The organism is Flavobacterium sp. IMCC34518, assembly GCF_027111095.2.
Taxonomy (GTDB): Bacteria; Bacteroidota; Bacteroidia; order Flavobacteriales; family Flavobacteriaceae; genus Flavobacterium; species Flavobacterium praedii.
Window position 1 is genome coordinate 4,058,487 of sequence record NZ_CP114284.2, and the last position, 26,525, is coordinate 4,085,011.

The window sequence follows — 26,525 nt, forward strand, 5'->3', positions numbered from 1 at the left end:
GGTCAAAAAGCTATTCATTGGTTTTAGTTGCCAATGCTTTATATATTATTATTTTTTATTTAATCATGAAATTATACTCGTAACCTATGCAATTATTTGACTGGATTGTTTTAATAGTAACATTATTATTTATTGTAATTTACGGTGCTTGGAAAACAAAAGGAAGTAAAAACGTTGAAGAATATATTTTAGGCAACAATGAAACCCCATGGTTTACTGTGGGTCTTTCCGTTATGGCCACCCAAGCAAGCGCCATTACTTTTCTGTCAACTCCCGGACAAGCCTATCATGATGGAATGGGATTTGTACAATTCTATTTTGGTTTACCTATTGCAATGGTAATTATATGCCTCACATTTATCCCTATTTACCACAAGTATAAAGTTTTTACAGCATATGAATATTTAGAAAAAAGATTCGACCTTAAAACACGCTCCCTAGCGGCTGTCCTCTTTTTGGTACAACGAGGCTTAGGAACAGGAATAACAATTTATGCCCCTTCAATAATATTATCGGCTTTGTTAGGTTGGAATCTTACCTATATGAATATCATTATTGGAATTTTGGTGATCATTTATACCTTTTCTGGAGGCACCAAAGCCGTGAATGTTACTCAAAAACAGCAAATGTTTGTGATACTTTCCGGAATGGTCATAACTTTTTGTCTTATTCTAGAATACCTACCAAACGATATGACGTTTGACAATGCGCTTCATATTGCAGGTGCCAATCAAAAAATGAATATTGTAAATTTTTCATTTGACTTGGATGAAAAATATACTTTTTGGAGTGGGATAACAGGTGGTTTTTTTCTAGCACTTGCTTATTTTGGTACTGATCAATCACAAGTGGGGCGCTATTTGTCTGGAAAATCAGTTCGTGAAAGCCAAATGGGTTTGATTATGAATGGCCTACTAAAAGTTCCTATGCAATTCCTAATCTTACTTACTGGAGTAATGGTGTTTGTGTTTTTTCAATTTAATGAAACACCCTTAAATTTTAACCCAAACAATAAAATAATAGTTGAAAACTCAAAATACAAACAGGAATATCAAAATTTACAGAAAGATTTAAATAAACTTTCCGAAGATGAAAAAGTAATCAATTTACTCTATATAGACCAACTCAATCAAGATTATGATAATCCAACATTGCGAAAAGAGTTAGTTGATCTTGCTCTCAAAGAAAAAGAATTAAGAGCACATGCGAGAGAAATTATTTCAAAAGCAGATTCAAACAGTGAAACCAATGACAAAGATTATGTCTTTTTCTATTTTATATTACACTACCTACCCAAAGGCTTAATTGGTTTATTGCTAGCCGTAATCATTTCTGCAGCAATGTCCTCCACTGCTTCTGGACTAAATGCATTGGCTTCGACAACTGCTATTGATATCTATAAACGTAATGTAAAAAAGGAAAAAACAGAAAAACATTATCTAAATGCAACAAAACTTTTTACCCTTATGTGGGGAATTATAGCAATCGCTTTTGCTTGTATTGCAACACTTTTTGAAAATTTAATCCAACTAGTAAACATAATTGGTTCCATATTTTATGGTACTGTTTTAGGGATTTTCTTAGTTGGCTTTTATACCAAAAAAATACATGGCAAATCAATTTATTATGCCGCAATAATCAGTCAAATTACTATCATAATTATATATTATTTTACCAATTTTATTTATCCAAGTGGTGCAGAAAAACTAGGCTATTTATGGCTAAATTTTATAGGGGCATTACTTACTTTAGTAGTATCGTATATTTTACAAACGACTATCTTTGATGATAAAGATGAAATTCCAAGTACAGAAAATATTCAAAATTAAAATAATTTAGGTACATCTATTTTAACCAACAAACTAAAAAAAACAAATTATAATTTAAATTTTAGAGGAATTCTCCTCGATAAATAATAAAAATAGCGTTAAAATTTGAATTTAAAATCTAAATTTGAAGAAACTATTCTCTAACCTATTTTTATAGATGAAAACAATCAAATTTTTTGGTTTAATATTTTTTTTTCAAATAACCTGCAGCAATGTAACCTATTCTCAATTTGGAATTTCTACAGACCTTTTAAAACTAGGTGCATCAACACTTGGAATTGAAAAATTATTTAAGAAACCTGCAGCGATAACAACTTCATTTGAAGATGTCAAAAAAGAAGATTCCAAAATGCCAAATTTCTTTAAGTTGGGAGATGTTCAACCCTTATATTTATTACCCAAAGCACATGATGGAGGTTTTATACTTTGCGCAGGTTATTTTGAAATGACCAATAAAAGCTACTGTCTCCACGCTGGTACATTTGCACCTTCATCAGGAGATGGTTATATGTACGCTCAAACAAATGGTTCTAAAAAAGAAATTGTGAGTGCTATCCTAAAAAGTGCAGAAAAACACCCTGAAATAAATCAACATGATATTCAAGTTTTGTTATGGGCTATTATCGCCAAAACTAAATTTATTAATTTTAATACTGAAATAAAACTAACAGCAGTCAAGTTACTCACCAAAAAACAATTATCCCAACTTGAAGATGGAGCATTAGGCTTTTTACCAGATGAAATTATTAATGAAACCAAATCAAAACTTCCAGAAAGCATACAAACAATTTTTGAGGCCGAAAACAATATTCGTGGTTTAATCACTTCTGGAAGTTATTCCTATCAAGAAATAGAAAAGTATGCAATTATAGCTGGTATTGCGCAGCCTAGAACTGATTATCCTAGCGGAATATGGACATTACACCCAGATGGATATTTTATTTGTTATATCCCTTCTGGTTATTCCGTAACAAAAGTACAAATATATGTTCCCAAAGAACTAATTGTTGGTTTAAATGGAAAACCACTTATCTATGATGCTACAAATGACATTGCATGTCCTGCAAATACAGGATCACAAAGATTAGCACAAACCAATGAACCTCTAAATCCTGATTATTCTATCGTACTAAAAACAATTTGTGTTGGAGCAAATTAAATCATTTTTAATTTTTTATTCTGAAAAGAATTTCAATTTCTGAAAAGTCAACAAAAAAGCAAGTAAATATTAAAGTAATTGCAACAAAAATGAGCTCGATATTGTTTCGGGCTCATCCTTTTTGTATTTGTATAATTTTTAGGTACCGTTTATTCAATACATTCTGTTTTTATTAAAAAAGCACTTAAAAAGACAAAATAAAAGTTACACAACTAATAGAATTTTGACTAAATATTTAAGGAATTTACCTTTTTTAATTAAAAATATTAAATTAAGAGCACAAAACAAACAAACAAATCACACACCATAAAGCTTCTGATATTAAATTACTTAACATCAATAAATCACAATTAAAGCAGTAAAATGTGAAGAGATACAACCCTGCTGAATCTAATTTTTAAATATTTTTTTAGAATTAACCTAACTTTTTATAATTTAAAACAGTTTTTACAAAAAAATATTTAATTTTCCCTCTTTCATACATTTATTTTTATTAAATTTAACATAAATTATGATAACATTAAGAATATGATAAATGTCATACTCTAAATAAAAGATATTTAAGACTTTTACAATAAAATAAATCAAAATTTTTAAAAACTAAAACCACCACTATTATGAAAACATTAAAAAAAGGAATATTCCTACTTTTTTCAGTTATCTTTGTGTTGCAAGGTTGTAGCCATGATGACTATGTACCGGTTCCAGGTCCTGCAGGAACAAACGGAACAGACGGAATTGCTGGAACTGCCTCTTGTGAATCTTGTCACTCTGTAGCTCACAAGGCACCTATTATTGCTGCTTATGGAGAATCAGTGCACGCAAAAGGGGTTTTAAACGAAGCTACTGGTGTATATTCTCAACATACTTATGGAACAAATACTACTTTTGCTGATGGATCTTTAAATAGCAATCGAGCATTTTGTTCTCAATGTCACTCACAAGAAGGATATATAGACACAAAAATGTATGGAAAACCAAATCCTAGAGGATATGACAATTATACCTCTATATCTTGTACTGGTTGTCATGGAACTACCCACAGATCCCTTAATTTTACAACCGACGGAAATGATTATGGTTTAAGAAATATAGATGCTGTACCTCAAAAAACGAATCCAGGTTTCTTTTTAAATGCATCTCCAACTGATGGTGTTAGTTCTGCAAACACTTGTATTGGATGTCACCAAGCAAGACCAGATTCTAATGGATATTACAAAAGACCCGTTATTGAAATGGCAGAAAAAGATGCTTCTGGGAATGTTGTCATAACTAATGATCCTGTAAAAGGTCCTTTATATAGATTTTGGTCTCAAAGAAAACTGGCAGATGCAATTGCTCCTTATCCAGCAGGTACTACCTATTACAAAAATTACTCTAATACTGGTACTGGAGTACACGCTTCAGAACAAGGAGATTTATGGATGGGAATCAACGGTATTGATATTGAAGGAACAACTACACACTTACCTGCTTCTAAAACGGCTGCTCACTTCAAATCTGTTTCATGTGTAAAATGCCACATGGATACTCCAAAAACTGGAACTACAAATACGGGTTCACACACAATGAAACTTGCTTTTAATGTTTGCGTATCATGTCATCCTACTCCAGAAGCCACATTAGAAACTTTCCATACAAAATTTGATACTGAAGTTTCTAAATTAGTAGCTGCATTCGCATCAAAACCAACTTATTTTAAAGTTACAGGTTCTAGTGTAAGTATAATAGCATATGATAGCGCTAATGGCAATACTCCGTTCCCAACAACACCAGCTTCAGGAACAACAACTGCAACAACTTGGTATCAATCAAGAACAGATTTTCCTTTAAAATATGTACAAGCTTATTGGAATTACAAACTAGTAACAGGAGATGAAGGTAAAGGAGTTCACAATCCACTTTACTCAATGGCTTTAATTCAAAATTCTATTGAAGCTTTAAAATAAAAAAATATAATAATAAAAATACCTCTGGGCAAAAACCCGGAGGTATTAATAAAACAGTACTACATTCTAATATAACTATTGAATATAGGAATCTTAATCAGCAAGATGCGTTATTCCATTGATTGCTAGAGTTCTTTTTATTGAACACTTCTTTATAATGGTAGTTGCTACTGAAACTATTAATGAAAGTAGTTATTATGTAGAAAATAATTCTAGAAACAATATCAAAATCAAAACAGTAAATTGAACAAATCGAGAATGTAAATATTACTTGGAAGTTAGCAAACAATTATACTGTATGAGTAACAAAATTTGAAATTTGTAAAAGAAATAAAATTTGGCATAACACTCTTTCTTTAGTTACATAGCGATTGTTTACGAAATTTTAAATCTTTTGACAATGAAAATTGTTGAATAAAACTTTATAAAACAATTATTCAATTAAAAAATAAAAAGATGAAAAAAATAATTCAATATATAATGATGCTAACAGTGAGTTTGATGGCCACATCCTGTTACTATGACGAAGTGCCACCAGAAGCAATTACTCCTCTTCCAGACACTGTTTCATATGCAAAAGATGTTCAACCATTGTGGAATCAAAATTGTGTAAATTGCCATTCGACTGGATCAACGGCACCGGATTTAACGGCTGCAAATTCCTATTCTGCTTTAACAAAAAACAACAAATATGTAGTTCCAGCAGACGCAGCAAATAGCATTTTATATAAATGTTTAATTGGTGTGGGAGCACCACTAATGCCTCCTGCAGGAAAATTAAGTGATTCAAAAATTGAATTGGTCAAAAAATGGATTAATGATGGCGCTCTTAATAACTAATTTAAAAAGAACAGAAATGAAATTATATAAATTAATATATATAGCGCTGTTTGTTTTCCCCCTTTCGCTATTGGCGCAAGAGGAAACAGATACTATTGCACCCGTAGAGATTGAATATGAAAAACCAGCATTCGAAAGTACTGGTTTGATAGACAACCAAACTGATCGCGTTTTTTCAAAAGGTACTATAGAATTTATTATGAATCACCGTTTTGGTTTGGTAACTGGCACAAATGACATGATAGGAGTTTGGGGAGCTACCAACATTCGCATAGCCTTAAGTTATGCAGTTACAGATAGAATTACCGTTGGATTTGGTTCTACAAAAGACAGTAGACTACAAGATTTTAATTTAAAAACAGCCATTTTTAAACAAACTAAAAATGACAAAATGCCTTTTAATTTAACTTATTATGGAAACTGGACTGTTAATGCATCACCGAAAGAGGGTTTTTATCACACCTCAGATCGTTGGTCCTTTTACAATCAATTAATAATTTCTAGAAAGGTAAGCAAAACAATTTCATTTCAAATTGCTCCAAGCTATTCTCACTATAATCGAGTAGATAAGGCAATAAAAAACGATATGGCAGCCTTTAGTGCAGGTGGTAGATATATGTTTATCCCAGACATATCACTTATTGTTGATGCTACTACTCCTTTGATGAAGTATGAGCAAAGTACCCCAAAACCAGGTTTTGGTATTGGGTTGGAATACAGTGCTGTTCAGCATGCATTCCAATTGTTTATAAGCAATTCTAAAGGAATTGTTAACCAACAAAACATTATGTATAATTCTAATGATTTCTTTGATGGAGAATTCATGATAGGATTTAATATTACAAAATCTTGGTAGGCAGTTTTTAAAAATACTATTAATAAAAGAGGGTTTATATCATCCCGATATGTAATCCTCTTTTTTATTTATAAAACTCCGCATCATTATCCCTTTTCAAAAACATAAATCTTCAAATGTTTTGAAATAATTATTTACATATAAATAGAAATAAGATGGAAAAAGAAGACAACAAATCGTCCCGCAGGAATTTCCTAAAACTTGGCGCTTTAGGTAGTGTAGCTTTAGCAGGAACAGCAGTAGTAAGTACTATTTCATGTGATGATAAAGAAAAAACCGGGAAAAAAGTAAAAGTACTTACAGCTGATGGAAAATTAATCGAGGTTGATAGCTCACATGTTGATCATCATGCTTCAAATGATAACTTTTCCAAAGAAGAAATTCGCCAAGGAGTTGAAGGTAAAAAATTCATACGTGTTATTGATTTAGCAAAATGTGCTAATGAAAGAAAATGTATTGAAGGCTGTCAAAAAGCGCATAACATATTAGCGCCTATTGAGTATATCAAGGTAAAAAAGATGCAAGATTCAGAGTTAACATCTCCATATTGGTTCCCTACTATGTGTTACCATTGTGACAATCCACCTTGTACTAAAGTATGTCCAGTAGATGCAACCTATAAACGTTCAGACGGAATAGTTGCCATGGATTATGATCGTTGCATAGGATGTAAATTCTGTATGGCTGCTTGTCCATATTCTGCCCGTACTTTTAATTTTGGAAGACCAGAACAATTAAAATTTACCGAAGAACATAAAAACGACACTTCGGATCCAAACCACTGTACTACGCCTTTTGCACAAGAAGGAACTGTTGCAAAATGTGATTTCTGTACTGACAGATCTTCTAAAGGGCTATTGCCTGCTTGTGTAGTAGAATGTCCAAATGGTGCCATACTTCATGGTGACGAATTAGAAGATGTAGTTACCAATGGTGAAGATACCTTCAGACTGAAAAAACTTTTACAAGATAGAGGAGCTTATCGTGAATTTGAAGAATTAGGTACAAAACCACGTGTATACTACCTTCCTCCAGTTGCTCGAAATTTCCCGTTTGAAGATGCAACCGAAGCACATAACACAAAAGAATAATCTTTAAAAAGAAAATTATGTCTGAAGAAAAAAATATACCCGAATCAACAAAATACGAAACCTTTACCCAGGAAGAGTATATGATTATGAAAGACGACTTGCTCAGACCAATTGAAAAGATTGGAAAAGCAGGTAAAATATGGATTGCATTTCTAACAGCAGTATTCTTGGCAGGAGTTGTTGCCTATTATTTACAAGAATCAAGGGGTAAATATATTACTACTGGCTTAAGAGATTATACCATGTGGGGGATCTATATCTCCAACTTTTTGTTTTTAGTAGCCTTAAGTTTATCATCTGTATTTATGTCTGCAATATTAAAATTGACGAATTTTGAATGGTACAGACCTCTTTCTAGAATTGCAGATGTGATTTCATTATCTAGTATAACCATGGCTGGAATCTGCATAATGATTTCAATGGGACGTCCAGATAGACTGCATCATTTATTTATATATGGACGAATACAATCTCCTATTGTTTGGGACATTATAGTTGTAGCGACTTATTTTGTAACCTGTGTATTGGTCCTTTTTATTGCATTAATACCATCTCTATCTACTTGCAAAAATCATTTGAAAAATCTTCCGAAATGGCAATTAAAAATGTATGACATTCTTTCTTTTGGTTGGCACGGTACGGCAGAACAATGGAAAATACTTAAAAAAACAGTTCTTATTTTGACCGTTTTACTAATTCCTTTAGGAATTGCATTAAGAACAGTAAGCGCATGGCTTTTCTCAACAACCTTAAGACCAGAATGGGATAGTACTAATTTTGGTGCCTACTTTGTTTCAGGTTCTGCTTTATTAACAGTTGCAGTAATGATTATCGCTATTTCTTCCTTTAGAAAATTATACCATTTAGAAAAATATTTAACAGAAATGCACTTTGACAAATTAGGTCAAGCAATGGTACTGATGGGATTAATTTATGCCTACTTTAACATCAATGAATATCTTGTTCCTGCATATAAAATGTCAGGTTTGCATGCCAATCACTTATTGGATTTATTTGTTGGTAATAATGCCTTTTTTTATTGGTCAGTTGTGTTTTTTGGAATTTTGGTACCAAGTGTTTTGCCGATGTTCAAAAAAATGAGAAAACCATTACCGCTAACAATTATAGCACTCGCTGTATTAATTGCAGGCTGGTTTAAATTTTATTTGATTGTAATACCTGGTCTCTCTCATCCTTTATTGCCTATACAAGATGTTCCAGCGTCATGGAAACATTACACACCGAGTTTGATTGAAATGACTATAGTAGCAGCAACAATTGCCGGGACCATGCTTATTACAACCTTGTTCTCAAGATTTTTCCCAATCATATCTGTATGGGAAGTTGCGGAAGGAAAATTAGAAGGAAAAGAAGAAATCATTAATTATAAATAATTCCCAAATGGAAAAATATAGATATTTTATGACAACTTGCTTATTGATTTTGTTTGCTATAACAATTTCAAATGCACAAGATAAAGTAGCAAAAATCACCTTAACTTTTGAAAAAGCGGATTCTCTTTACATTTGCAAAGCTTTAGTAACATCTGAAGGACAGCCAGTTTCTGAAGTACCTGTAAATTTATCTGTAAAGCGCTTGTTCAGTAATTTACCCATAGGCGAAGAGGTAGCCACAGATTCTACAGGTGTGGCTTCTTTTGAAATTCCTCAAGATATTCCATCTAGAAACGGAAAATTGATTATATTTGCTAAAATAGCTGACGACGAAAACTATATGAATACTGAAGCAAGAGCTGAAGTAAATTGGGGTAAAATTGTTGTGAGTGATAACTCAAATGTACAAGAACGATCAATCTCAGCCGGAAGAGAAGAAGCTCCAATTTATTTTATTGTTTCCTCTTTATTAGCTATTGGTTTAGTATGGGGCTATTTAATTTACTCCGTAGTACAAGTATTTAGAATAAAGAGATTAGGTACAGAGCATAAAAATTAATTATTAAAACAACTATTAAATTTACAATTATGAAAAATTTGAAGCAAATCCTTTTAGGAATAGCAGTAGTAACAGTCTTAATGTTTACGCAAACTACTAATGCACAAGCAAAACCAAAAGGTAAAGAATGGAAAGTTCCTGCTGCTGATGCAAGCAAGAAAAGTACAGTAAAAGCTGGAGATGCAACAGCTATAAGTGATGGAAAAGCCATTTGGGGAAAAGATTGCAAATCTTGCCATGGTGTTAAAGGACTTGGTGATGGAACAAAAGCGGACAAAATTGATATTAGTTGTGGTAATTTTTCTTCAAAAGAATTTCAATCATTGTCTGATGGAGAATTGTTCTACAAAACAAAAATAGGTAGAAAACCAATGCCTTCATTTAAAGAAAAATTAAGTGATTCAGAAATTTGGGCTGTTGTTGCCTATATGAGAACTATGAAATAGTATCATTATAATTTTATACCAAAAATGGGTTTGAGCAATCAAACCCATTTTTGGTATAATAAATTAAATAAAAAGTTAAAAACATCTATTCCTATTTAATACATAAAATTCTTTAATATCATTTATAGTACAGAGGCTATAATTTATTAAAATAGAATATAGTGTATACAAATAATACAATTTATCATTTCATACTTTTCTAAAAAGCATAATTAAAATCTTTCATAAAAATAAATGAAATAATCTATTATACTGATTGGCTGCCCGATACATGCTCTAATACCTTATACTTGATTTTTATTCATAAAAATGCCCCCAAAAGTATCTTCCTTTTTGGGGGCATTTTAGTTTAATAACAAATGTAAAGTTTCCGAACAAATTTACTAACCGTCACTATATTAAGAAAAATAACTATTTTTTACTCCATTCAGCGATACTTTCTCTATTCATTTTTACATAATCTTGATTTTTTGCCACTTCAGCAGCTGCAAGAGAAAGATTAGCTGTTTCAATAGCCCCTTTTTTGTCTCCCAATTTGGCTTGAATCAATGATTTCAATCTGTTATACCAAAATGGTTTATCAGAGCTCATATCTAATGCTTTATTCACATAAGATAAAGCTTTTGTATTATCTCCATTCGATTGAAAAATATATTGTGCTGCCGAAAAGAAATCTCCAGATGTAGGCCCTGCTAGAGCTTTTTCGATATTAGCAAGAGTTACTTTTTGAGTTGGAACTTCAAATTTCATAGAAACTGAAGAATTCTCCCATGCCATATCCAAATAAGCGAAATTAGCATCCAGACTATTTATACCAATAGTAAAACTTTCTACCGCTTTTGGCAAAGATTCTTCTTTCACAGTAGTTCTAAGTACAACATTTGCTTCATTCCAAACTTCTGGATTTCCCCAATTGTTTGTAGTGGAATAAAAAATTACTTCCCAACTTTCAATTTTGGGAATCGTGTACAAAGCATACTTCCCTTTTGGCAAGGTTTTACCATCGATGACAACATCTTCACTAAATGAAATCGTTGTATTTTCATTGGCTCCAGTTCTCCAAATTTTCCCAAATGGGACTAAGTTTCCAAAAACGGCTCTACCTCTTGCGGCCGGTCTACAATAAACAATTTCAACATCTGTTAATCCTACAGTTTGGAAAACAGTGGCTTTTGGACTTGCTTGAGGTGTTTTCAATTGAGCCTCAGAAATAAAAGGAGCTATAATAAAAGCTATAGCAATACATATTTTTTTCATGTTATTGGTTTAAGTAATTGCTCAAATTTACAAATTCAGAAAGTGCCAAATGTTAATTATATCTTAATTCAGATTTAGTATTTCGAAACAATTTCAAAATTCAATTCATTAAAATGATTTACTACCACATCAGCCAATACTAAATCTTGATCTTTTGAATGAAAACTATTGTATCCAACGCAGAATATACCAGCAGCTTTAGCTGCTTTTACACCATTGGTACTATCCTCAATTACGATACAATTTTCTTTTGGTGCAATAGATAATGAAGCCGCATGCTCAAAAATAGCAGGATGTGGTTTTGATTTTGGAAAATCTTCACCACTTACGATATGCGTAAAATATTGGTGTAAATCAAATCGACGAAAAACCCGATCAATCGTCACTTTTGAAGCCGAAGAAGCCACTATCAACTGCATTCCGTTTTGATGAAAATCTTTAATTAAATGCTCCACTCCTTCTAATAAAGTCAAGTCTTCTTTGCTATCGAAAGCATCATTAAAAATGGATCTTTTTCTCAAAATCAAATCTTCTACATCTTGTTCTAGCTGAAAATGCTCTTTCAATTTCTGAAAAGTATTGCGAGTGGACAATCCTGTAAAAGATGTGTACATTTCTTCTGGAACTTCAATATTGAGTTCGCCAAATTGTTGGTAATACGCATAACGATGTACGAGTTCTGTATCAACAATTACACCATCCATGTCGAAAATTACGGTTTGTATCATTAAAATTTTAGTTTAAATTGTTTAAAGTTTTATTTTGTTTCAAATTGTTTAATAAAAGTCGTTTAACATTGGTAAAACATTCTCTGAAATTTAGTTTTAGCCCAACCTTAAACTTTTTAAACTCTTAAACAATGTAAACTTTTTATTCTTTCTTAAGCAAATAGCGAATTACCGTTTCTGCAGCATATAAACCAAATAAACCTGGCATATAGCTATTGGTTCCGTAGAAAGATTTTTTAAAATTGGAACCATCAGTCATTTTTAGACTGGATTCATCTTGAATTTCAGACGAAAAAACCACTTTCACTTTATTAATTTTTTCTTTTTTCAAACGCTTTCTGATGGTTTTGGCAAAATAACAATTGATTGTTTTAGAAATATCAGTAACTTTTACTTTAGAAGCTTCCATTTTTCCTCCCGCTCCCATACTACTTAAAATTCTTACACGTTTTCTTTTGGCTGCAATAATTAAATTTAATTTTGGCGTAACGCTATCTATACAATCTAAAACATAATCATATTCATCCGTAACAATTTCAAAAGCGCGCTCTGGCGAAAGAAACTCTTTTATTCGTATCAAATTCAATTTGGGATTGATATCCATCAATCGATCTCCTACAACGTCCACTTTAGGCTGCCCCACGGTTGAATGCAAAGCGGGTAATTGTCTGTTGATATTGGTAATATCAACCACATCTCCGTCTACAATAGTCATTGTTCCCACTCCTGCTCTTGCCAAAAATTCGGCTGCAAAAGACCCCACTCCGCCAAGCCCTACGACCATTACGTGGGCATTCTGTAAATTTTGTAATCCTTCTTTTTTAAATAATAGTTCGGCTCTTTCTGTCCACTCTGCCATATTAATTCTTTTTATTTTATTTCTTAAAGTTGCTTTTTAAAAACTGCTGCAAAATTACGTTGTATTTGTTGTTGTATTTCATCTATGTCCCATTTTTTATATCGGGCTGCCAACGCATACACTTCTTCGATTCCTTCTTCCAAAGTATCGGTTTCCAAAAAAAAACGATCATTGGGTATAGTTTCGAAAACTTCTTTCAATTCTAGATTGCGCATTAAATATTTACCAAACGAAATATAAAATCCATTATCAATCATTTCCTTAGCCACTTGTTTGTTTTTTGAAAAACCATGAATAATCATCGGAACTGTAATTTTCAAACGTTTCTTGGAAGCAATTACTTCTTGAAATGCCGCCACACAATGGATTACAACAGGTTTATTCTGTTTTTGTGCTAAAAGCAATTGTTTTTCAAAAACTATTTGTTGCAATTCAAGCGGAATCTCTACGCGCTTGTCCAATCCACATTCGCCTAGAGCGAGACAATTGGGCTCTTGCAATCTACTTTCAATGATTTCCAAATCGCTCTCCAATCTTTGTTCATCGATATACCAAGGATGTATCCCAATTGAATAAAACGGAATAGTTGCATCAAATTCATGCGGATATTGATTAACGAGTTCTAAAACCGTGTCCTGATTCGTAAATTTGTGGGTATGCAAATTAATATATTGCATTAGTCATGAAATTTCTTTACTCCCGCTTTGATTTCGATTCCTAAATCGTTTTCCAAGGGAACTTTTGGGCAAGAATATTTAGGACTGTAGGCACAATAAGGATTGTACGATAAATTAAAATCGATAACAATCGTATTTCCAGATGGAATTTTCAAGTCAATGTACTTTCCGCCTATGTAACTCTCTTTACCGGAGGTCAAATCCGAAAAGGGTAAAAACAAATAGTCTTTGTATTCCTCTTTTTTGGAGAGTTCAATATTGCGATAAATATTTAGTTTGAACTCTTTTCCTTCCATCTGAAAACGAGCTTCCCCATATTTCACATACATTGGCTTTCTGGTTGTTGAAGTTGGCATTTCAAACGGTTTTTCGTTCTCAGTTCTGATGAATTGTGCAACCACAAAAGCTTTTTCATCTATAGGATAAAAATCCAACACCTGGAAATGTGCTAAATCTTCAGCTAACAGTGGACTTGTCTTGGCATCTGCATATTCGGAATTGAGGTCTTTTTGAAATTTTTCGACAACCGCCACATCAAATTTTTCTTGGGCAAAGTCTACATTAAATAATGTCAATAGAACCAAAGTCAGTATAACTCTCATTTTTTTAAATTTTAAGCAAAAATAGTTTAAAGTTGGAAAGGTACAAAGCCATAACCTATCAAAAAGATGGAAAGGCATTAATACAATAACAGCAATGCCCGCAAAGAATTACGCTAAGTACGCTAAGCTTTGCGGACATTGCGCTTCCATTGCACTCTTTGCGGTTAAACATTTTAGTTTTACCTTTGAAAAAATTCAAAATTTCTAATGCTCAGAACTGCACTCGGTCGCTACATCAACAATTTCAAAGGATTCACACGCGAAGTCTGGATACTGGCTTTAATCACTTTTGTGAATAGGGCGGGTACAATGGTGCTACCATTTTTATCCAAATATTTAAAAGAAAATTTACACTTTACCTATGGCGAAGTGGGATGGATTATGGTCGCCTTTGGGTTGGGATCTATGTTGGGTTCGTGGATGGGAGGCAAATTGACCGATAAAATTGGATTTTATAAAATCATGATTTTTAGTCTTTTTACCAGCGGAATACTGTTTTTTATCCTGCAATACATCACTACTTTTTGGGGATTGTGTATTGGTATGTTTATCATCATGGCGATTTCTGATATGTTTCGCCCCGCCATGTTCGTTTCCCTGAGCGTGTATGCAAAACCCGAAAACAGAGTTCGAGCCTTGTCTTTAGTACGATTGGCTGTTAATTTGGGTTTTACGGCTGGTCCCACATTAGGCGGGTTGATTATTTTAGGAATGGGGTACTCTGGCCTTTTTTGGGTTGATGGAGGTTCCTGTATTATCGCAATTTTGATATTTGCTTTTTATATCAAAGAGAAAAAGAGAATCCCAATTAACTCCGATGATGTTGTGACCAAAACCGTTCCAAAATCCATCTACAAGGACAAACCTTTTTGGTTGCTGTTGTTCATCAGTTTCATCACGGCGATGGTGTTTTTCCAAATATTCACGACACTTCCTTTATATCACAATGAAAAATTTGGCCTAAGCGAATTCCAAACAGGTATGCTCCTTTCTGTAAACGGACTATTGGTTTTCCTTTTAGAAATGCCAATAGTCAGTAGATTGGAACGCAAAAAAGCCAATAAAGTCAAGAACATAGGCTATGGTTCCTTATGCATTGCGGCAGGATATTACATTTTACTGTTCGATTCTTGGGTAAGTATCTTGGTTATCAGCATAGTGTTGCTCACTTTGGGCGAAATATTTTCCTTTCCATTTGCCAATGCCGTAGCCCTCAATCGAGCGCCAAAAGGACAAGAAGGCCAATATATGGGGCTTTACACTATGAGTTTCAGTTTGGCTCACATTGCCAGTTCTAAAACTGGTCTCGAAATCATTGGCCATTTTGGCTATACCGTGAATTGGTTTATAATGGGAAGCCTTGGAATGTTAGCATTACTTTGCGGCATTTGGCTCAACAAAATGATACAGCACGAGCAAAAATAATAACCAACTTCGGTAACTATTTAAGGTTCATTTGGGCGTGACCCCATTAAGAAAAAGAGCCAAATTACAGCAACGCTTATTCGGCTCTTTTCCTTAATGCGGTCGGGTCATCCGCCTTTACTTTGTATTTAATATAACACTAAATTTATTCAAAGGAAAACAGAGGTGAACTATGCTATCCGCCAAGCTTGTGACTTATGTAGCGCATTAGTCCTCTGTCTTCTCCTTGAATCCCGTTGAATTGCTTCAAATAGAATGATAGACATCAAGGTCTAATAAAGGCTCTAAAGAAGTTCAACATTTTTGTTTATCCTAAATTCAAAGTTATGAAAAACTATTTATTTTATGTAGGCGTTGACATTTCAAAATCAAAATTGGATGTGGTTCTTTTAAAAAAAGAAGAACCTAATGTAACTAATCATTTCATTGTCGAAAACAATTTAAAAGGCGTTAAGGAAATTTTTAAAAACTTAATAAAACAGAAGATAGATTTAAGTGCTGTTTTATTTTGCTGTGAAAACACTGGGGTTTATACTTTCCCTTTAAGCAGCTGTCTATCTGAAAACAATCTTGATTTCTGGGTTGTGCCGGCCATTGAAATCAAACGATCTAAAGGGATCTCGAGAGGTAAAAATGACAAAGCAGATGCCAAAGACATTGCTTTGTACAGTATTCGAAATATTGACAAACTAAAACTGTCTACTTTACCAGAAACAGTAATTCAACAATTAAAATTGCTTTTCACTGAAAGAGAAAAAGTAATGAAATCATTTAAAATTTTTGAAGGGACAAAAGAGAATGCTGATTTTACACCAAAACAAGTTTATCAATCAATTAAAGGAATAAATAATAAAACAGTGAAGTTTTTAAAAGCAACATTAAAATCTATTGAGAAGGAAATGAAAGCAATAATATGTAATCATTTTGAATTGAAAAAACAATTTGAGTTGATTAAAAGTGTTCCTGGCATTGGAGATAAAACGGCTATCTATATGCTAATTGTTACAAGAGGCTTTACAGCATTTGATAATGCCAGAAAATTGGCTTGTTACGCTGGAACCGCACCTTTTGAACATACATCGGGTTCGAGTATAAAAGGACGAACCAAAGTCAATCATATGGCAGATAAAAAAATGAAATCAATATTACAAATGTGTGCTTTAACAGCGGTAAAACACGATCCGCAACTCAAAGAATATTATGAAAGAAAAAAAGGAGAAGGCAAAAATGCTATGTTAGTCTTAAACAATGTAAAATGCAAAATAATAGGACGTGTTTTCTCTGTAATTAACAGACAAACACCATATATAAATACATATAAATTTGCCTGTTAATATTTTAAAATTATTTGTTTTTTATCATAGAATGCGCTACTTCGGTAGCTTGCTCCTACCCCTCACGCAAAAAAAAGTCGTGTTCTATTTGATATTTTATAATTATATCGCTTTTATACACGTATCCTAACAGGTTTTCAGAACCTGTTAGGTATTCCTTGTTGTATTTTATAAGCATTCATAAGTTCCAATAACTTTTCAGGGCTTTTAGATTTTAAAAACATTGCTTAAATATTAAAATAATCTGATAAAAATACCTAACAGGTTTTGGAAACCTGTTAGGACAATTATACATCCCAATCCCAACAAAATCAACATAAAACTAAAATTTTAGTTAAATAACTATATTTATAGTTTACTAACTAGAATTATAGTTGTAAGTTTGTTTCAAATTAATTCATCATGCAAAAACTAACAAACAAAGAAGAAGAAATCATGCACATTTTATGGAAGCTCAAAAAAGCATTTGTAAAAGAAGTAATGGCCGAAATCATAGAGGATCAACCGCATTACAATACGTTATCCACAATTATACGTAACCTTGAAGAAAAAGGATATGTTTCGTATAATGCCTTTGGAAATACCCATCAATATTACCCAATAGTGACATTAGAAGATTACAGAAAACGCTTTATGAATACTGCCATTGATAATTATTTCAACAGTTCGTATAAAAATATGGTTTCCTTTTTTGCCAAAGAAGAAAAAATAACCGCCGATGAACTGAGAGAAATTCTAGCTATGATTGAGCAAAAACAATAACAAATATGGAAACACTATTCCTAAATATAGCAAAATCCAGCGGACTGATAGCAATGTTCTATATCGCCTATTATTTCTTATTGCGAAAAGAAACTTTTTTTACCGCAAATCGTTGGTATCTTTTGGCAGGATTGTTCACCTCTGTAATTTTGCCTTGGATCATTTTTACCACTATTGTTTGGGTAGAACCAACACCAAACAATTTTGATTGGTCCAAAATCCCTCATAGTGTTCCAGTACAAAAAGAAAGTTTTGAAATCAATTGGCAACTCGTTTTGGTTGCTGCTTATGGTATTGGAACAGTGTTGTTTTTAATCCAATTTGCTTTTGACTTTTACAGCCTTAATCGCGTTTTAAAAGGCAAAACCATTCAACAACATGCCGACCATAAATTTATAGACTTAAAAGAAAATGTAGCTCCATTTTCCTATTTCAATACTATTGTTTACAACTCCACTTTATACACTCAGTCCGAACTGGAAAGTATACTGGAGCATGAAAAAGTACACAGCGAACAATACCACACCATAGACGTTTTAATCACGCGTTTATTTTGTATTCTTTTTTGGTTCAATCCATTTGTTTGGCTGTACAAAAAAGCCATTTTGCAAAACTTGGAGTTTATTGCAGACAGTGAAGCAACCAAAAATTTATCCGATAAAAAAGCGTATCAACTCACGCTTTTAAAAATAACAGCGCACGAAAATTGTGTTGTGCTTACCAATCATTTTTATCAATCATTAATCAAAAAACGAATCGTTATGTTAAACAAAAATCAATCAAAAAAATGGAATTCCTGGAAGTATGTTTTGGTAGTTCCGGCTCTAGTCGCGTTTGTATTTTTATTCCAAATGGAAGTAATTGCAAAAGAGAAAAATCAGATTCCAAAAGCAGAAAAACTGACTTCAACTTCAAATGATGAAGATGTTTATAAAATTACCAAGAACACCACCGAAGAAGAATTAAAAGAAAAAGCAGAAACAATCAATAAAAGTTATGGCATAACCGTTCTTTTTTCAAATACAAAAAGAAACTCCAATAACGAACTCACGGCTATAACTGTTGAATTGAAAAAAGGAAAAGAGATTTCCAGTAATAGAAATGTTGCTAGTTCGGAGGCAATAAAACCATTTGGCATAGCTATTTCAAAAGATTCAAAAGGAATGCTGGGAATCGATTTTGTCGAAGAGGATAAATCAGTTGACAAGTTAGTTGTTGTAAATAATATTGTTTCGGCTGATACACCTATTTCAGATGATACTCAAATTTATATCAACGGATCAAAATCAGACAAAGTCGAAATGGACAAATTAGATCCAAACGAAATTGCTACAGTAAATGTCAATAAAAATAATGAAAAACAAGAAATCAGAATTATTACAAAAAAATTCGCAAAAATAGGCAGCGAAAATGCTATTTATATCAATGATGAAAAAGTAGACCAAAACGAATTAGACAATTTAGACCAAGGTACAATCGAAAGAATGGATGTGAATAAGGAGGGGAAAACAATCCGAATTATAACAAAAAACAGAACCTATAATCAAGACAAGAATATGCCTGTTCCTCCAGTACCACCCACTCCCCCAGTTATGAAATTTAAAACTCCTGCTGCTCCTCCATTCCCAAAAGCACCTAAAGCACCAAAAGGAGACCCTATAAACGGAGACAAAAAAGCATGGAAAGAGTTCGATAAAAAAATGGAAGACTATGATGCAAAAATGAAAAAACTGGAGCCTCAAATGGAAGCTTTTGACAAACAAATGGCAGAATTTGATAAACAAATGGAGCCTTTCAACGAACAAATGGAAATTTTTGAAGAGAAAATGAAAGTTTACGAAAAACAAATGGAGGAATATCAGTCAAAAATGGATCAAGAAAATAATTAATTCTATTAAAATTCAAAAAAAAGACGGTTTCTCATCAAAACCGTCTTTTTTTATATCTTTGAAAAAAAATAGAACAATGTATAAAATCCTTGCCCAAATCAACAAACTTATTTTTCCAAGCTTCACCAAACAAAGATTGGATGTTTCCAAAGCTAAAAAATGGCAAATGGCAATAATTGGATATCGTTATTATGTAACTACCAGAGCGCTTGGATAAAAATTCCTGAATAGTTTAAAATTGTTTAGATGGTTTAAAGTTTAATGTAGTTTTGACTACTTCTGCTTAAACAATATTAGACCAAAAGCATTTAGTATGTTATTGCTGCAAAAATCTCATTACCTGCAATCTTTTCTCTTCCGTTCAAGAAAGTGATTTCCATAAGAAAATTGCATTGTACAATTACACCTCCCAATCGTTCTACCAATTCGCAAACTGCTTTTGCCGTTCCGCCAGTGGCCAAAACATCATCATGAATCAAAACTCTATCCCCTTTTTGAATCGCATCGGTATGAATCTCGAGTGTATCGGTACCATACTCTAAATCATAAGAAGCCGAAATCGTATCAAAAGGCAATTTATTGGGTTTACGAACCGGAACAAAACCTACGTTCAATTCCTGCGCTAAAAGCATCCCGAAAAAAAAACCACGGCTTTCTACACCAATTACTTTATCAATTTTTTTACCTTTTACCGATGAAACCAAGATTTCGAGGCATTCTTTTCTTGCATTTGGATCAATTAATAACGGAGTGATGTCTTTAAACACAATTCCCTCTTTTGGAAATCCCTGAATATCACGTATATAATCTTTTAAACTCATTTTTTTTAATTTTTATGTAATTTCATGCTTGCAAGATACATATTTATTCCTATATTTGCACCCGCAAACACGTTCAATGTACAACTTTGAAAACAATGAATAAGTAAGCAAAATGGCCTTGTGGCGCAACTGAATAGCGCACTTGATTACGGCTCAAGAGGTTACTGGTTTGAATCCAGTCAAGGTCACTCTACGGGACAAAGAAGAAAATCTTCTTTTGTCCCGTTTTTTTTTATTATCTATTTTACTACTAACACATCGACTATTTTAAAAAAAACGGATCAGGTGCAAAAGTTTTGAACAAAGACCAAAAATTAAACAGAAACTAAATAGCAAATGCACAAAGTTTTTATTATTAACTTTACACAAATATTTAGACAACCAAATATAATATTTCATTAAATAAATACTTACAGCGTTAAATAAATAAAATGTAATTTATACCGAAATAGATTCATATTTAATAATTTATCTAATTTCAAAACAAAAAGTAATATTCCAACTAAGTTTTACCAACGCTTAATTAAGTAGAGACCTAAAAAAAATGGAAACTATTCCAATAAGACATATTCATGAAGGCCCAAAAGAACCAAACTTGTCTGGAAGTTTTAGCGTAAGAGATATTCAAGATTTGCTATTGGAGAAAGATATGGTTCAAGAGCTGCATAGGCATGATTTTTACTATATACTGGTTTTAAAAAAAGGAAGTGGCTCTCATGAGATAGACTTTAAACCATATGAAGTTCGCAATCATACTATATTCCTGATGCGCCCGGGACAGGTACATCAACTTACTTTAAAAACGGGCAGTTCAGGGTATTTGCTTCAATTTAAAACAGATTTTTTTAACTCTCAAAACAAATTAGCACAGGAGCTTTTACGCAAGGTTAGTCACATCAACTTTTGTAGCATTGATAGTGATGGATTTAATAAGCTGGAGACTATTTTGTCTTATATATTAAAAGAATACAGCGAAAAACAAGAAGGCTATCAAGAGGTTATTAAATCCAATTTGAGTATTTTCTTTATCGAATTAGTTAGAAATCGTCAAAACAAAAAAATGGCGTCTAAAGAGAATAATCCCTATTTGCAGGAACAACTGGAGAAATTTCTAGAACTTTTAGAAACAAACATTACTAAAAACAAACAAGTATCTCAATATGCCGATATGCTGAATATCTCAACCTATCAACTGAATGCTATTACAAAGACATCGCTAAATAAAACACCTTCTGAACTTATTAATGAGCACATTGTTTTAGAATCAAAAAGACAACTTCTGGCAACATCCAATCAAGTAAACCAAATAGCCGATCAGCTTGGATATGATGATATTTCCTATTTCATACGTTTTTTTAAAAAACATACTGATTATACACCGGAAGCTTTCCGAAACAACTTTAAATAAGTCCTATCCAACTTCATTTTTGTCCTATCTACCAGCTTACTGTTACTTATACCTTTGCTGAATAAATACTATACATATTCAAAAAAAACAATCGGTATGAAAACAAAAATGAAATTAACAGCGGCCTTAAAAATCTGGATTGTAATATATCCCTCTATCACATTATTTCTTTATTTATTGAGTAAATCGTCATTGGAATTACCTTTGTTTCTTAAGACATTCTTTCTAACTCTTATACTCGTGCCTTGGGTCGTTTTTGTAGGTGTTCCTTTTGTAGATTTTATTCTGCGTCAACTTTCAACTGAGGTCAACAAAAAATAATTTAGCATGAAAGTTAGCAAGAAAACTTTACACTTTTCTTCTAGACGAAAATTCATTAGACAAAGTGGGCTGGCAATTGTAGCACTTACATTGCCATTCCCAAAAACAAAAATTTCAAACGACACTAAAATGAAAAATATTACAAAATTCGATGTAATTATAGTTGGAGGCAGTTATTCAGGCCTTGCTGCTGGTATGGCTTTAGGCCGAGCTTTGAAACAAGTTTTAATTATTGATAGTGGTAAACCTTGTAATGCGCCAACACCCCATTCCCATAATTTCCTTACCCAAGATGGAAAAACTCCAGGAGAAATTGCAAGGCTTGCCAAACAACAAGTCGAAATGTATGATACCGTTTCGTTTTTTGATGGTTTGGCAACAAATGGAAGCAAAACGGACAATGGATTTGAAATTCAAGTAACATCTGGCGAAACATTCCAAGCAGATCAATTAATTTTTGCAACAGGCATAAAAGATGAAATGCCAAAAATTGAAGGATTTTCAGATTGTTGGGGAATATCAATGTTGCACTGTCCCTATTGCCATGGATACGAAGTCCGAAATCAAAAAACGGGTATACTAGGCAATGGTGAACACGGCAATGAATTAGCCAAGTTGATTTCTAATTGGACAAATGATTTAACGTTGTATACCAATGGGAAATCAACTTTGACCGAGGAGCAAACAGAAAAGCTGAAGAAACGTCAAATAAAAATAGTTGATAAAGAATTTGAAAAATTGGAACACAATAATGGTTACCTTAAAAATATCATTTTCAAAGACGGAACAAAAGCAGAAGTCAAGGCTATGTATTCCCGCAACTCATTTGAACAACATTGCACTATTCCTGAATCTTTGGGTTGTGAATTAAATGACGAAGGCTATATCAAAGTAAATCCTTTTCAAGAAACTACTATCGATGGCGTTTTTGCCTGCGGTGACAATACAACACGTATGCGTTCAGTCGCAAATTCTGTAGCAATGGGAACAGCTGCAGGTATGATGGCTAGTAAAAAAATGATTTTAGAACAATTTTAAAAATACAATTATGAATACATCTTGGGATAATGAATATAAAAATATGTGGGACGAGCGATACAAAGAAAACGAATTTGTGTACGGCAAAGAACCCAATCTGTTTTTTAAAGAATGGGTTCAAAAATTTGAACCTGGTACTCTATTAATGCCTGCTGATGGCGAGGGACGTAATGGTGTCTTTGCAGCACAATTAGGATGGAAAGTAACTTCATCTGATCTAAGTGAAGAGGGGAAATCAAAGGCATTTGCATTGGCCAAAGAAAAGAATGTCTCACTAGAATATAGAGTTGGTGATATCGAGCAACTTCATTTTGAAGCAGCATCATTTGATGCTATTGGACTAATCTATGCCCACTTTGTTGCAGAAAAGAAATCATTTTTGCACAAAAAATTAAATGAGTATGTCAAACCAGGAGGTATTATTATTTTCGAGGCTTTTAGTAAATTGCACTTAGTTTATAATGAACGTGATCCAAAAGTGGGAGGCCCCAAAGATTTTAATATGCTATTTTCTACTGCTGAAATAGCAGCCGACTTCGAAAATTATGAGATCCTACTATTAGAAGAAAAAGAAATCACATTAGAAGAAGGCAAATATCATATCGGAAAAGGTTCCGTGATTCGGTTTGTTGGAAGGAAAAAATAGCTCTCTTTAATAGAATTTTAGAGATTTTAGTTTTATTCCGCTTAATTCTATAAACAACAGCATTTGTTTACTATTTTTCGACCATATAAGTCATATCAGTTTTCTTTTTTAAGAAAGCGCATAAAATTAAGTTCATTTAAGTCAAAGCTCGTAGTCGGATCAAGGGTTTTAACTTATATTCTCTTTAGGGTGCTCGTTTAAAGCACAGTAAAAAATATCTTATATGGCTTATATGGTTAAAATTTAATGCTGTTAATCATAGAATAAATCCTTTTATTCCTATATAATTTAAAAGTTTGTCGTACTATCAATTATGTTTTACAATAAAAGACAACTAGTGTTTAATTGAACATCCCTTTGGCTATAAAATCTTTATTGTAAATTAGCCATCGGAATTAAAAAAAGCGACTCAACTTTGCCACAAATCTAATGACAACAAAACGATGGAAGACAAACTCTTAAATTATTTTTCTAGAATAATGTCTATTTCAAAGGAAGAAGCTGATGCTATTGCAGCCACTATGGTGATTAAAAAATATGAAAAAGGTACTGTATTACTTAAAGAGGGACAGATTTCAACAGAGGCTTATTTTGTTTTAGAAGGCTGTGTGAGGCAGTATTTTATTGTTGATGCAGAAGAAAAAACGGGTAATTTTTTCACCGAAGAACAATGGGTAATTTCTTTAAACAGTTTTAGTAATAACCTTCCTTCAAATCATTATATGGCTTGTTCTACAGACTGTATTCTTGTGGTTGGTAATAGAGAAAAAGAAGAAGATTTATACCGTCGATTTCCAAAACTAGAAACCGTTTCCAGAAAAGTAATGGAAAAAGTATTTACAGAACAACAGGAAATAATGTCATCTTATACCACTGATACTCCTGAACAACGTTACGTGAAACTCTTAAATTCAAGACCTGAATTATTTCAAATAATACCGCAATACCAAATTGCCAGTTATATAGGTGTCAAACCGGAATCATTGAGCAGAATAAGAAAGCGGATAGCTCAAAACAATCAAAATTCAAGTTCTTACTAATTGAATTTTGATTGTTTCATTGAATAATGATTCCATATTTTTATAAAGTATCGTTTAACAATGGTACTTATTTATTTTTTTTCAGAATATTCCAAATCAATAAGGCTAAAATTAACGTCAAAACAGAAAATATTTTTTCAAAGTTTGTCTTGGCTAATAGGTTTCCAAGAGTATTAAGAAGAAAAAGGATAAATAAAATCCACAATATGCTGTTTATTACTTTTTCATTCACCCGAAATTTTAAATAGTTTCCTTTTATGGATAAAATGGAAATTAAAAACAGATTGATCAAGATCGAAATTGCTTCGAATAGATACATTTCAGCATCATTTTTAAGGCGACCTCCCCAAGCAATGTCATAAGGAATAAGTTTTAGCATAATGAAAAAGTGAAAAACAGTCACCATTAATAGCATTCCTAGCAATATTTGTATCGAATTTACCGTTTTATTCATTTCAAATTTTTTTGGCAATTTAATGAATCTCAATTGCTATATTCCCTTTTTTATGCCCTTTTTCAACATAAGTATGTGCTTCTGCCATTTGTTCTAATGAATACGTTCGGTCAATAACCGGTTTTAATTGACCAGCCTCAATAAGCGTTTTAAGAAAATTGATATCCTCTGCTGTGTGGCTAATCATTCCAGTTAGTACTTTTATTTTCTTTCTACTGGTTTTTGATGCCCAAGTACCTTGAAGCATTTCTGAAAATCCAGCGGCACTTAAAATCAATGTTCCATAAGTTTTTAAGGATTGCAAACTTTCTGAAATGGACATCTTATTAACCGTATCATAAATTACATCATACGTTTCGCCATTTTTAGTAAAATCTTCTTTGGTGTAATCAATTACTTTATCTGCTCCTAATGATTTCACTAAATCAATATTGGCAGTACTGCAAACTCCTGTAACATTTGCTCCAAAATATTTTGCCAATTGAACTGCAGCTGAACCAACAGCTCCAGAAGCACCAAAAATAAGCACTTTTTGTCCAGGTTGAATGGAAGCTTTTTTTAGAAAATACAATGCTGTAACTCCTCCAAATGGAATTACCGCTGCTTCTTGATGTTTAATAGTATTAGGTTTTAATGCTATAGAACCATCTTCTGGAAAACCTTTATAGGAGGCATATGTGCCAAAACTCATATCGGTATGGCCAAAAACTTGATCGCCAATTTTAAAACGTTGCACACTTGAACCTATACTTTCTATTTCACCCGAAAAAACGCCACCAAGTACGTTTGTTTTTGGTTTAAAAAGTCCAAAAAATAATCGAACGACAAAAGGATCTGCTTTTCGCAGTCTCACGTCACCCGAATTGACTGCTGTTGCACTAATTCGTATCAGAATTTCATTGTCCTTTGGAATTGGTTTTTCGACATCTTTCAATTCAAGAACTTCTGGAGAACCATAATGTGTGTAGACTATTGCTTTCATGTTAGGATTAATTATTTAACGGCACAAATGTAAATAGATCATTTTCCTCATCCCTTGACTTTAGTTAAGAAATAAAAAAAAGTGCGCTCTAAAATTTTACAAATCACTTAAGAAAATAATATTGAGATAGACTATTATAAAAATATTCACATCCAATGC

General features: G+C 32.7%; 27 protein-coding genes and 1 tRNA gene. 20 read left to right on the forward strand and 8 right to left on the reverse strand.

Translation table 11 applies throughout. From position 1 onward, the window contains the following. Positions 1-86 precede the first annotated feature (86 nt). From OZP06_RS17390 to OZP06_RS17430, 9 genes are all read left to right on the forward strand, one after another. On the forward strand, positions 87-1,829 hold the full coding sequence (locus OZP06_RS17390) for a sodium:solute symporter (protein WP_269222980.1): 1,743 nt from the start codon (positions 87-89) through the stop codon (positions 1,827-1,829). A 157-nt stretch (positions 1,830-1,986) separates the two neighbouring features. Further along, entirely contained in the window at positions 1,987-2,988 is a 1,002-nt protein-coding gene (locus OZP06_RS17395) for a hypothetical protein (RefSeq protein WP_281324033.1), read from the forward strand. Between the two features lie 617 nt (positions 2,989-3,605). Continuing rightward, the gene (locus OZP06_RS17400) at positions 3,606-4,937 is read left to right on the forward strand and encodes an ammonia-forming cytochrome c nitrite reductase subunit c552 (RefSeq protein ID WP_269222982.1); all 1,332 of its coding nucleotides are present in this window, start codon (positions 3,606-3,608) and stop codon (positions 4,935-4,937) included. A 456-nt stretch (positions 4,938-5,393) separates the two neighbouring features. After that, positions 5,394-5,777 (forward strand): cytochrome c, encoded by a 384-nt coding sequence (locus OZP06_RS17405; protein ID WP_269222983.1) that lies wholly within the window; start codon positions 5,394-5,396, stop codon positions 5,775-5,777. A gap of 16 nt (positions 5,778-5,793) precedes the next feature. Continuing rightward, positions 5,794-6,633, forward strand: coding sequence for a DUF5777 family beta-barrel protein (locus tag OZP06_RS17410; protein ID WP_281324034.1), 840 nt, complete (start codon positions 5,794-5,796; stop codon positions 6,631-6,633). 155 nt (positions 6,634-6,788) lie between these two features. Next, positions 6,789-7,724 carry a 4Fe-4S dicluster domain-containing protein gene (locus OZP06_RS17415; RefSeq protein WP_281239555.1) on the forward strand — a complete coding sequence of 312 codons (936 nt, stop codon included), beginning with the start codon at positions 6,789-6,791 and terminating at the stop codon, positions 7,722-7,724. Positions 7,725-7,741: 17 nt separating this feature from the next. Next, the gene (nrfD, locus tag OZP06_RS17420) at positions 7,742-9,118 is read left to right on the forward strand and encodes an NrfD/PsrC family molybdoenzyme membrane anchor subunit (protein ID WP_281324035.1); all 1,377 of its coding nucleotides are present in this window, start codon (positions 7,742-7,744) and stop codon (positions 9,116-9,118) included. 7 nt (positions 9,119-9,125) lie between these two features. Further along, a complete protein-coding gene (locus tag OZP06_RS17425; RefSeq protein WP_269222989.1) occupies positions 9,126-9,677 on the forward strand; it encodes a hypothetical protein in 552 nt (183 codons plus the stop codon). Between the two features lie 29 nt (positions 9,678-9,706). After that, entirely contained in the window at positions 9,707-10,123 is a 417-nt protein-coding gene (locus OZP06_RS17430; protein ID WP_269222990.1) for a cytochrome c, read from the forward strand. A 411-nt stretch (positions 10,124-10,534) separates the two neighbouring features. Here OZP06_RS17430 and OZP06_RS17435 read toward each other — a convergent pair whose 3' ends face one another. From OZP06_RS17435 to OZP06_RS17455, 5 genes are all read right to left on the reverse strand, one after another. Then, a complete protein-coding gene (locus OZP06_RS17435; RefSeq protein WP_269222991.1) occupies positions 10,535-11,380 on the reverse strand; it encodes a DUF2911 domain-containing protein in 846 nt (281 codons plus the stop codon). Between the two features lie 74 nt (positions 11,381-11,454). After that, complete coding sequence (locus OZP06_RS17440; protein ID WP_269222992.1) at positions 11,455-12,108, reverse strand: HAD family hydrolase; 654 nt, start codon at positions 12,106-12,108, stop codon at positions 11,455-11,457. 142 nt (positions 12,109-12,250) lie between these two features. Further along, positions 12,251-12,967: a tRNA threonylcarbamoyladenosine dehydratase gene (locus OZP06_RS17445; RefSeq protein WP_281239550.1), complete on the reverse strand. Its 717-nt coding sequence runs from the start codon at positions 12,965-12,967 to the stop codon at positions 12,251-12,253. A gap of 23 nt (positions 12,968-12,990) precedes the next feature. After that, positions 12,991-13,644: a TatD family hydrolase gene (locus tag OZP06_RS17450; RefSeq protein WP_281324036.1), complete on the reverse strand. Its 654-nt coding sequence runs from the start codon at positions 13,642-13,644 to the stop codon at positions 12,991-12,993. Next, positions 13,644-14,246 carry a DUF1684 domain-containing protein gene (locus tag OZP06_RS17455; protein ID WP_269222993.1) on the reverse strand — a complete coding sequence of 201 codons (603 nt, stop codon included), beginning with the start codon at positions 14,244-14,246 and terminating at the stop codon, positions 13,644-13,646. The genes OZP06_RS17450 and OZP06_RS17455 overlap by 1 nt, the downstream gene beginning before the upstream one ends. Before the next feature lie 207 nt (positions 14,247-14,453). Between OZP06_RS17455 and OZP06_RS17460 the strand changes: the two genes are divergently transcribed. The 5 genes from OZP06_RS17460 to OZP06_RS17480 all read left to right on the forward strand — a co-directional run bounded on the left by OZP06_RS17460 (position 14,454) and on the right by OZP06_RS17480 (position 19,873). Then, positions 14,454-15,671 (forward strand): MFS transporter, encoded by a 1,218-nt coding sequence (locus OZP06_RS17460; protein WP_269222994.1) that lies wholly within the window; start codon positions 14,454-14,456, stop codon positions 15,669-15,671. Between the two features lie 326 nt (positions 15,672-15,997). Beyond that, complete coding sequence (locus OZP06_RS17465) at positions 15,998-17,005, forward strand: IS110 family transposase (protein WP_269221582.1); 1,008 nt, start codon at positions 15,998-16,000, stop codon at positions 17,003-17,005. Between the two features lie 402 nt (positions 17,006-17,407). Further along, positions 17,408-17,767: a BlaI/MecI/CopY family transcriptional regulator gene (locus OZP06_RS17470; RefSeq protein WP_269222995.1), complete on the forward strand. Its 360-nt coding sequence runs from the start codon at positions 17,408-17,410 to the stop codon at positions 17,765-17,767. Between the two features lie 5 nt (positions 17,768-17,772). Further along, positions 17,773-19,656: a M56 family metallopeptidase gene (locus tag OZP06_RS17475; protein WP_281324037.1), complete on the forward strand. Its 1,884-nt coding sequence runs from the start codon at positions 17,773-17,775 to the stop codon at positions 19,654-19,656. Positions 19,657-19,732: 76 nt separating this feature from the next. Beyond that, positions 19,733-19,873, forward strand: a complete 141-nt coding sequence (locus OZP06_RS17480) for an SsrA-binding protein (protein WP_269222997.1) — start codon at positions 19,733-19,735, stop codon at positions 19,871-19,873. Between the two features lie 91 nt (positions 19,874-19,964). Here OZP06_RS17480 and OZP06_RS17485 read toward each other — a convergent pair whose 3' ends face one another. Then, positions 19,965-20,477: an adenine phosphoribosyltransferase gene (locus OZP06_RS17485; protein ID WP_281239543.1), complete on the reverse strand. Its 513-nt coding sequence runs from the start codon at positions 20,475-20,477 to the stop codon at positions 19,965-19,967. Between the two features lie 114 nt (positions 20,478-20,591). Here OZP06_RS17485 and OZP06_RS17490 point away from each other — a divergent pair. The 6 genes from OZP06_RS17490 (at position 20,592) to OZP06_RS17515 (ending at position 24,930) form a co-directional block, all read left to right on the forward strand. Next, positions 20,592-20,665, forward strand: a tRNA-Arg gene (locus OZP06_RS17490). A 356-nt stretch (positions 20,666-21,021) separates the two neighbouring features. Continuing rightward, on the forward strand, positions 21,022-21,885 hold the full coding sequence (locus OZP06_RS17495; protein ID WP_281324038.1) for a helix-turn-helix domain-containing protein: 864 nt from the start codon (positions 21,022-21,024) through the stop codon (positions 21,883-21,885). Positions 21,886-21,981: 96 nt separating this feature from the next. Next, positions 21,982-22,206 carry a hypothetical protein gene (locus OZP06_RS17500; RefSeq protein WP_269223000.1) on the forward strand — a complete coding sequence of 75 codons (225 nt, stop codon included), beginning with the start codon at positions 21,982-21,984 and terminating at the stop codon, positions 22,204-22,206. A 129-nt stretch (positions 22,207-22,335) separates the two neighbouring features. Then, on the forward strand, positions 22,336-23,244 hold the full coding sequence (locus OZP06_RS17505) for an NAD(P)/FAD-dependent oxidoreductase (RefSeq protein ID WP_269223001.1): 909 nt from the start codon (positions 22,336-22,338) through the stop codon (positions 23,242-23,244). Positions 23,245-23,254: 10 nt separating this feature from the next. Continuing rightward, positions 23,255-23,890, forward strand: a complete 636-nt coding sequence (locus OZP06_RS17510) for a class I SAM-dependent methyltransferase (protein ID WP_281324039.1) — start codon at positions 23,255-23,257, stop codon at positions 23,888-23,890. 443 nt (positions 23,891-24,333) lie between these two features. Next, positions 24,334-24,930, forward strand: a complete 597-nt coding sequence (locus tag OZP06_RS17515) for a Crp/Fnr family transcriptional regulator (protein ID WP_269223002.1) — start codon at positions 24,334-24,336, stop codon at positions 24,928-24,930. Between the two features lie 67 nt (positions 24,931-24,997). Here the strand turns inward: OZP06_RS17515 and OZP06_RS17520 are convergent, their stop codons facing one another. Both OZP06_RS17520 and OZP06_RS17525 read right to left on the reverse strand, forming a co-directional pair. Beyond that, positions 24,998-25,384: a hypothetical protein gene (locus OZP06_RS17520; protein ID WP_281324040.1), complete on the reverse strand. Its 387-nt coding sequence runs from the start codon at positions 25,382-25,384 to the stop codon at positions 24,998-25,000. Between the two features lie 19 nt (positions 25,385-25,403). After that, a complete protein-coding gene (locus tag OZP06_RS17525) occupies positions 25,404-26,366 on the reverse strand; it encodes an NAD(P)-dependent alcohol dehydrogenase (protein WP_269223004.1) in 963 nt (320 codons plus the stop codon). Positions 26,367-26,525: the final 159 nt, after the last annotated feature.

Coding starts and splice junctions, on each gene's coding strand:
- OZP06_RS17390 (WP_269222980.1), top strand. CDS start 87: ATGCAATTATTTGACTGGATTGTTTTAATAGTAACATTATTATTTATT.
- OZP06_RS17395 (WP_281324033.1), top strand. CDS start 1,987: ATGAAAACAATCAAATTTTTTGGTTTAATATTTTTTTTTCAAATAACC.
- OZP06_RS17400 (WP_269222982.1), top strand. CDS start 3,606: ATGAAAACATTAAAAAAAGGAATATTCCTACTTTTTTCAGTTATCTTT.
- OZP06_RS17405 (WP_269222983.1), top strand. CDS start 5,394: ATGAAAAAAATAATTCAATATATAATGATGCTAACAGTGAGTTTGATG.
- OZP06_RS17410 (WP_281324034.1), top strand. CDS start 5,794: ATGAAATTATATAAATTAATATATATAGCGCTGTTTGTTTTCCCCCTT.
- OZP06_RS17415 (WP_281239555.1), top strand. CDS start 6,789: ATGGAAAAAGAAGACAACAAATCGTCCCGCAGGAATTTCCTAAAACTT.
- nrfD (WP_281324035.1), top strand. CDS start 7,742: ATGTCTGAAGAAAAAAATATACCCGAATCAACAAAATACGAAACCTTT.
- OZP06_RS17425 (WP_269222989.1), top strand. CDS start 9,126: ATGGAAAAATATAGATATTTTATGACAACTTGCTTATTGATTTTGTTT.
- OZP06_RS17430 (WP_269222990.1), top strand. CDS start 9,707: ATGAAAAATTTGAAGCAAATCCTTTTAGGAATAGCAGTAGTAACAGTC.
- OZP06_RS17435 (WP_269222991.1), bottom strand. CDS start 11,380: ATGAAAAAAATATGTATTGCTATAGCTTTTATTATAGCTCCTTTTATT.
- OZP06_RS17440 (WP_269222992.1), bottom strand. CDS start 12,108: ATGATACAAACCGTAATTTTCGACATGGATGGTGTAATTGTTGATACA.
- OZP06_RS17445 (WP_281239550.1), bottom strand. CDS start 12,967: ATGGCAGAGTGGACAGAAAGAGCCGAACTATTATTTAAAAAAGAAGGA.
- OZP06_RS17450 (WP_281324036.1), bottom strand. CDS start 13,644: ATGCAATATATTAATTTGCATACCCACAAATTTACGAATCAGGACACG.
- OZP06_RS17455 (WP_269222993.1), bottom strand. CDS start 14,246: ATGAGAGTTATACTGACTTTGGTTCTATTGACATTATTTAATGTAGAC.
- OZP06_RS17460 (WP_269222994.1), top strand. CDS start 14,454: ATGCTCAGAACTGCACTCGGTCGCTACATCAACAATTTCAAAGGATTC.
- OZP06_RS17465 (WP_269221582.1), top strand. CDS start 15,998: ATGAAAAACTATTTATTTTATGTAGGCGTTGACATTTCAAAATCAAAA.
- OZP06_RS17470 (WP_269222995.1), top strand. CDS start 17,408: ATGCAAAAACTAACAAACAAAGAAGAAGAAATCATGCACATTTTATGG.
- OZP06_RS17475 (WP_281324037.1), top strand. CDS start 17,773: ATGGAAACACTATTCCTAAATATAGCAAAATCCAGCGGACTGATAGCA.
- OZP06_RS17480 (WP_269222997.1), top strand. CDS start 19,733: ATGTATAAAATCCTTGCCCAAATCAACAAACTTATTTTTCCAAGCTTC.
- OZP06_RS17485 (WP_281239543.1), bottom strand. CDS start 20,477: ATGAGTTTAAAAGATTATATACGTGATATTCAGGGATTTCCAAAAGAG.
- OZP06_RS17495 (WP_281324038.1), top strand. CDS start 21,022: ATGGAAACTATTCCAATAAGACATATTCATGAAGGCCCAAAAGAACCA.
- OZP06_RS17500 (WP_269223000.1), top strand. CDS start 21,982: ATGAAAACAAAAATGAAATTAACAGCGGCCTTAAAAATCTGGATTGTA.
- OZP06_RS17505 (WP_269223001.1), top strand. CDS start 22,336: ATGAAAAATATTACAAAATTCGATGTAATTATAGTTGGAGGCAGTTAT.
- OZP06_RS17510 (WP_281324039.1), top strand. CDS start 23,255: ATGAATACATCTTGGGATAATGAATATAAAAATATGTGGGACGAGCGA.
- OZP06_RS17515 (WP_269223002.1), top strand. CDS start 24,334: ATGGAAGACAAACTCTTAAATTATTTTTCTAGAATAATGTCTATTTCA.
- OZP06_RS17520 (WP_281324040.1), bottom strand. CDS start 25,384: ATGAATAAAACGGTAAATTCGATACAAATATTGCTAGGAATGCTATTA.
- OZP06_RS17525 (WP_269223004.1), bottom strand. CDS start 26,366: ATGAAAGCAATAGTCTACACACATTATGGTTCTCCAGAAGTTCTTGAA.